The 6,247-nt window shown below is 37.4% G+C and carries 8 protein-coding genes; 5 read left to right on the top strand and 3 right to left on the bottom strand.

Annotated elements, in window-relative coordinates; translation table 11 throughout:
• From VB654_RS20185 to VB654_RS20170, 4 genes are all read left to right on the top strand, one after another.
• Nucleotides 1-344, top strand: a 344-nt coding sequence (locus VB654_RS20185) for an MlaE family ABC transporter permease (protein ID WP_323215591.1), incomplete at its 5' end; no start/stop codon positions are given.
• 332 nt (nt 345-676) lie between these two features.
• Nucleotides 677-1,408, top strand: a complete 732-nt coding sequence (locus VB654_RS20180; RefSeq protein WP_323215590.1) for a hypothetical protein — start codon at nt 677-679, stop codon at nt 1,406-1,408.
• A 103-nt stretch (nt 1,409-1,511) separates the two neighbouring features.
• Entirely contained in the window at nt 1,512-2,279 is a 768-nt protein-coding gene (locus tag VB654_RS20175) for a DUF1350 family protein (protein ID WP_323215589.1), read from the top strand.
• A gap of 61 nt (nt 2,280-2,340) precedes the next feature.
• The gene (locus VB654_RS20170; RefSeq protein WP_323215588.1) at nt 2,341-3,477 is read left to right on the top strand and encodes a PP2C family protein-serine/threonine phosphatase; all 1,137 of its coding nucleotides are present in this window, start codon (nt 2,341-2,343) and stop codon (nt 3,475-3,477) included.
• On the opposite strand, the gene VB654_RS20165 is transcribed toward VB654_RS20170, so the two are convergent.
• Nucleotides 3,478-3,804, bottom strand: coding sequence for an STAS domain-containing protein (locus VB654_RS20165; RefSeq protein WP_323215587.1), 327 nt, complete (start codon nt 3,802-3,804; stop codon nt 3,478-3,480). It abuts the gene before it with no gap.
• A gap of 438 nt (nt 3,805-4,242) precedes the next feature.
• On the opposite strand from VB654_RS20165, the gene VB654_RS20160 reads away from it, so the two are divergent.
• Entirely contained in the window at nt 4,243-4,515 is a 273-nt protein-coding gene (locus VB654_RS20160) for a GlsB/YeaQ/YmgE family stress response membrane protein (protein ID WP_323215586.1), read from the top strand.
• A gap of 112 nt (nt 4,516-4,627) precedes the next feature.
• On the opposite strand, the gene VB654_RS20155 is transcribed toward VB654_RS20160, so the two are convergent.
• Both VB654_RS20155 and VB654_RS20150 read right to left on the bottom strand, forming a co-directional pair.
• A complete protein-coding gene (locus tag VB654_RS20155; protein WP_323215585.1) occupies nt 4,628-5,395 on the bottom strand; it encodes a ChaB family protein in 768 nt (255 codons plus the stop codon).
• Between the two features lie 191 nt (nt 5,396-5,586).
• On the bottom strand, nt 5,587-6,126 hold the full coding sequence (locus VB654_RS20150; RefSeq protein ID WP_323215584.1) for a Dps family protein: 540 nt from the start codon (nt 6,124-6,126) through the stop codon (nt 5,587-5,589).
• Nucleotides 6,127-6,247 lie beyond the last annotated feature (121 nt).

Raw genomic sequence — 6,247 nt, 5'->3', positions numbered from 1 at the left:
TTGCTTGCATTTTAATGATGCCAATTATGATGGTTTTTGCTTTAATTATGGGTATCGCTGGCGGAGTTTTTGCCGCAGCACAATTTTACAATATTGATCCTGAAGCTTTTTTAGAATCTGTGAGAACTTTTTTAGAACCATCAGATTTACTCATGGTTTTAGTAAAAGGTCTGATTTTTGGAGCTATAGTTGCCATTAATGGTTGTAGTTGGGGACTAACTACTAAGGGGGGAGCAAAAGAAGTTGGAGAATCAGCAACAACAGCAGTTGTAACTACTTGGGTATTAATTTTTATGACTGACTTTTTTATCTCTGTGTTGATGTTCGACAAGAATATACCTTAACTGTTACAGCACAGCGTCAATAAAACAATCATGCCCAGCCAATAAACAGCTTACATAATCAGATTTTTAACTTCCGCCTTGCGGCTGGGGCTGATACCATTAAGGAAACATTAGTCACTATGTTGAAAAATAAAAATGCTATATTTAATAATATATCAACAAAATATATTCTGAGAATATAACTAATGTCCTGACAAAAAATAGTATCAAATAGTACCCAATCTTGAGTTTTGTAGCAATTAGTTCAATAAAAAAAATGGTAGAAATTATAATTTAACGAGCCATCAATAAATTTGATTGCTATATTGTACTAAATAAGTATTCTGGTGAGGATGGGGAAAGCTGTGCGTAATGATTTACATGGCTTAGATATTAGTCATAAAGAATTGCAAAAGTTGACTAATTTACCTGTTAAAGATGAATTAATTATTATTAGCAATCCTTTAAGAAAATTTGCTCAAAGAATTTTAGAGAAGATCAAGGGTTCTGAAGGAGCTACTGTAGTTTTTATTAGTTGTTCTATTTTTGTCTTTAGTTATTTGCTGTTTGATCTAATTCTGAAACTATTTGCTACTTGGATGTCAATTCCATCCTGGGTTTTGTTAATAATTTTATGTTTATGGGGTGGTGGAGTTACACAGATTGTTTTGTATTTATTATGGTGGAAAAAACTTAAAGTAATTAATCAGAATATGACCAATGCTTTAGAAATACTTTTAAATGATGTTGATAGATATAATGCCGTCATCAAAGCTATAGATATTAATGATCAAATAGAAGCAGCTGGAAACCCAGGAGTAGTTATTCAAGAAAGAGAAAGAGTGATCGCTGCCCTAAAACTCACCAGAACCGATTTAGTTAGGGCTTTGAAGACAGAAAGAATTTTAAGAGAAAACAAGAATTTCATTCTCAGGAATACAGAACTATTTGCGAATAATTTAGCCACTTTAACAGCAATGCAAGTGACAGAAGAGGCTACCGAACATGGTAGGTTGCTCAATGAAGCTTTGCAAATTGCCTTAGATGTGCAACTTGAGATGAAAAGGCTGCAAACTCAAGCCTAGCAGATAAAATCAGCTTTTTGACTTCTGCCTTGCGGTTAACCCCCCAGGACTGCAACCAACGGTCTAACATAAAGAGGTGTGAATTTAGCGATCGCCTATAAGTATGGACTGGAAAGACATTAGAGGTAACTGGGTACTGATTCCCCCAAAACCCATCGGGATCATCCATTTTTTGGGAGGTGCATTTGTCGCCACTGCACCCCATCTGACTTATCGCTGGCTACTAGAACAACTTGCGGATAAGGGGTATGTTATTATTGCTACTCCATTTGTGAATACCTTGGATCATATTGCGATCGCTAAAACAGTACTACTAAACTTTGAACGCACCATAGAAAGATTACAAGACTCTAGGGCGTTACGCCAGGTTTATCTCCCTACTTATGGACTAGGGCATAGTATGGGTTGTAAACTACACTTACTCATCGGGAGTCTGCTACCTGTAGAACGTGCCGGGAATATTTTAATTTCCTTCAATAACTACGCCGCGAAGGAAGCTATTCCTTTAGTGGAACAGTTAAATTCTACTTTCTTGGTTGAGTTTACACCCTCACCACTAGAAACAAACCAGATGATCCAGGAAAGCTACAATATCCGCCGCAATTTATTAATAAAATTCAGCAACGATACCATTGACCAATCAGCACCTTTAACTAAAATCTTACAAGCCCGTTTTTCTGGCATGGTGACAACACAAACCTTACCAGGCAATCACACTACACCTTTAGGTCAAGATATCAAATGGCAATCAGGAGCGTCATTTACCCCCTTAGACGCTTTAGGGCAATGGTTTAGACAAGAAGTATACCGCGATTTGAACCAGCTAAAACGTGCCATTCTCTTATGGATAAATCCCTTGTCACCTCCATAACATTTGCTCAATAACTCTAAAATTTAGGATATTCTTATTAATTTTCAAATTTGCATTTTATATGTTTCAAATCCTGGTAATTGATGATGACATTTCTATTCAGACACTCCTAAAAAGGATGTTAGAAAAACAGGGCTATAAGGTAGTTACTGCTAGTAATGGAGAAGAAGGAATTGCCCTAGCGATCGCTTACCATCCAGCGCTAGTAATTTGTGATTGGATCATGCCAGGATTGAACGGATTAGAAGTCTGTAAGCGCATGAAGACAGACCCCAATTTGTCCACTACATTCTTTATTTTTTTAACATCTTTAGATTCCATCGCTGATCGAGTCAAGGGACTAGATGCAGGTGCTGATGATTTTATTTCCAAACCTATTGAACAGAATGAATTAAAAGCAAGAGTTCGAGCCGGATTGCGCCTGCATCAATTAAGTCAGGATTTACATACCCAAAAGTTGCTTTTAGAAACAGAATTAGCGGAAGCAGCAGAATATATGCGATCGCTTCTGCCTTTACCAACCACCGAACCCTTCAGCATCAATTCTCGTTTCATTCCTTCCCGACAACTTGGTGGCGATAGTTTCGATTACTTCTGGCTAGATTCTGACTATCTAGCTATATACTTACTAGATACCGCCGGTCATGGACTTAAAGCCGCCCTGCCTTCAATTTCCGTACTAAATCTGTTACGTTCCCGCGCCTTAAAAGGTTTGAATTATTATCAACCAAGTGCTGTACTCAAAGCTTTAAATCAAACCTTCCAGATGAATTACCAAAATGATAAATATTTTACTATTTGGTATGGAGTTTATCACCGAGTTAAGCGGCAGTTAGTGTATGCAAGTGCTGGTCATCCACCAGCAGTATTAGTATCAGGCACATCTCCTAAAAACACGGACATTCAATTACTCAGAACCCCTGGTATGCCAGTGGGAATGTTTCCAGAGGCAAAATATGAGGATGCGTATTGTAATATTGATAAATCGAGCAGCCTTTATATTTTTAGTGATGGTGCTTACGAAATCACGAAAGTAGATGGCACACTTTGGAGTTTGGATGGTTTTATTCAAATACTTGTTAGCTTACAACACACAGTTGATCGCCAACTCGATCAGGTATTGAATTATTTGATCGCGTTGAACTCCAAAGAGGCATTTGAAGATGATTTATCAATTCTACAAATTAATTTTGATTAATCATTTTTTAGAAAGTAAGGATTGATTAAATTCATCTTGATTTGAAAATATCTCAAACACTTTATCCATACCCGTTAATTCAAATAATATTCTGATTTGTTCATTAATAGAACATAGAACTAGCCTCGTGTTTGCTGCTCGTAACGTTTTGAAAGCTAATACCAAACTTCCCAAGGCAGAGCTATCCATAAATGAAACATCTTGACAATCAACTAAAATTGTTTTTGCACCACTTTCTAGTAATTGGTTAATATATTGTCGTAGCTCTTGTGAGTTGGTAGTGTTGACAATCCCACCGAGTTTTACGATTTCGACTTGTTGATTCATAATACTTATGCCCGGATTGTTTTAAAAAAATGTCATGATTTTGTTAGTATTATATACCAATAGGCATAGTTTTGAAAAAACCAGCCAAACAAAACACAACTTATCCATGTTTAGTGGTATATCATAAATCCTTATTCATAAATAAAAAAGTATCAAGTATTTCATTTTTAAGAAATCGTAAATATTACCTAACAATAACCATTTATAAAATAAAATTTATGCAATATATATGAAGATGTGGCAATAATTAATCTAAGATGTCTTCATAAAAAAGACATAAAAAATTCAAACATAAATTTCTCAAAGTTGATTTCAATAGTCAGTTTGTTATATCAGAACCTGGATTTTTTGGCTGAAAATGAGAGCTACTTCTTATGGTAGAAGGAAAATTAGTTGAAAATGAATAAATTATTTATAAACCTTTTGAACATTTAAATCATGAACCTCATTGCTTGGATAATTCTAGGTTTGATTGCTGGAGCTATTGCTAAAGCTATTTACCCTGGCCGTCAGGGCGGTGGAATCATTGCAACCATGCTTTTGGGTATTATTGGGGCTTTAATCGGGGGAACTATTGTAACTCTCTTAGAAACAGGGAGATTACAATTCACTGCGGCAACGTTAAGTATTCCTGGTATAATTGTGGCGATTATTGGTGCAATAGTTGCTATTTTTTTATGGGGTTTGTTAACTGATCGTACCAGTCATTAGTAAGAGAGAACAGATAATCGTGGTGAAAGCCAAGTTATTAGGAGCAAACAGAAAAACTCCACTTTTTTAGACAAGGTGGAGTTTTAGACGAATATTAAGTTTATATTTTTAGCTAAACATTTACCTTAGCCTTTGACCAAACACCGCTTTCATTTTCATCAAACTGTTCGTGAACAGCCTCCCAAGCCGTTTGTTCAGCAGTGAACTCATCACTTGTCTGATCTAACACGGCATTGTAGCGATCCATGAATGTACGTTGGGCTTCTGGAGAAAGGTGAGAGCGAACTTCAGGAGACAAATCCTCTGGGCTGTTACATGGTCCAGAACAAGGATGAGTCAATGTTTTATCAGTTGTGTGAATTTCTTCGCCACCACTACCTTCAATTAGTAACTGAAATTCTCCTATGCGATCGCTTGGCACTTCTGTCATTAAGATAAACTCACCAGCTTGTAAGCGTGTTTGATAAACTGCGGCTTTATCTTCAGGCATTCCCCAAGCAGTTAAAGCTGATACAAGTCCAGCACCAGCGCTACCAGCGATCGCTCCACTCGCAGCCCCTAGCAACAACGCACCAATGGGGCCAGCTGCCACAATCGGGCCAACAAAGGGAACGAACAGTACACCCACACCAGTCAGCAAGCTGAGAAACGAGCCAAACAAGGAACCGAAAATTGCTCCTGTTCTCAAGCCTCCCAGAATCACATCTTTCTTCGTAATAAAACCAGAAATTCGCGTTTCTGATTGGAAGTTTTTGCCCATTACTGAAATATTATCTCTAGGCACACCCCTATCTAATAAACGTCGAATCACCTGGTCAATTTGCTTTTGTTCTTTAAATACAGCTGATATGGTACGTTCTGCTTGATAAACTTCTGGCACTTTTATACTCCTTAAAACTTATTTTTTTTATAGACAAATTAAACAGTTATGAGAAGATTGACTTTGCTGCGCCAACTTTAAATAATCAATCTTCCCTGACTTCGCAGTTTATTTACCTAGTACGGCCTGGTGTAAATAGATATACTATTTAAAAAAGTTCAATGACTTTTGATTTCACGGCGGTACTAGTGCTACACACCTACAGGGGTTTTAGTTTCTGCGGTTGGTTGTACACCGTTAGGTTCTAAAGCTTGTCCTTCAATGAATGAGCGCAGCATCCAAGCCATTTCTTCATGCTCTTCCATCAGTCCCGTTAAAAAGTCAGAAGTTCCTTCATCATGAAATTGCTCACTGCACTGATCCACATGATCTCTTAAATTACGAATCACCTGCTCGTGATTTTCTCCGAGTTGAGCTACCATCTCTGTTGCTAGGGGAACCTCTCCACTATGTTCTTTGAGAGTAGCAATCTTGAGAAATCCTTCCATTGTCCCCACTGGGAAACCGCCCAAAGCCCGAACCCGTTCTGCTAAAGCATCAATATTTTCGGTCAGCTTTTCGTACTGTTCTTCCCAAAGTTCATGCAAACTGCGGAATTGAGGGCCGACTACATCCCAATGGTACTTTTTGGTTTTTACGATCAAAACGTAGGAATCTGCTAAATCTTGATTTAACAGATTGACTACACCTTGACGCTGCTCTTCTGTCAAACCAATATTAATTTTACGCATTCTTTTCCATCTCTAAACGAACCTATGTATAAATCATCAACAATTTAGGCATAATAAACATCGCCCAGAGGAAAGATAACTCAGCGTCATTAATTACAACCTACGGATAGTTTTATCTGTG

Source organism: Nodularia sp. UHCC 0506 (genome assembly GCF_034931045.1).
GTDB lineage: Bacteria > Cyanobacteriota > Cyanobacteriia > Cyanobacteriales > Nostocaceae > Nodularia.
Note: the sequence above shows the minus strand (reverse complement) of the source record. Positions and strands in the feature narration are given on the sequence as shown.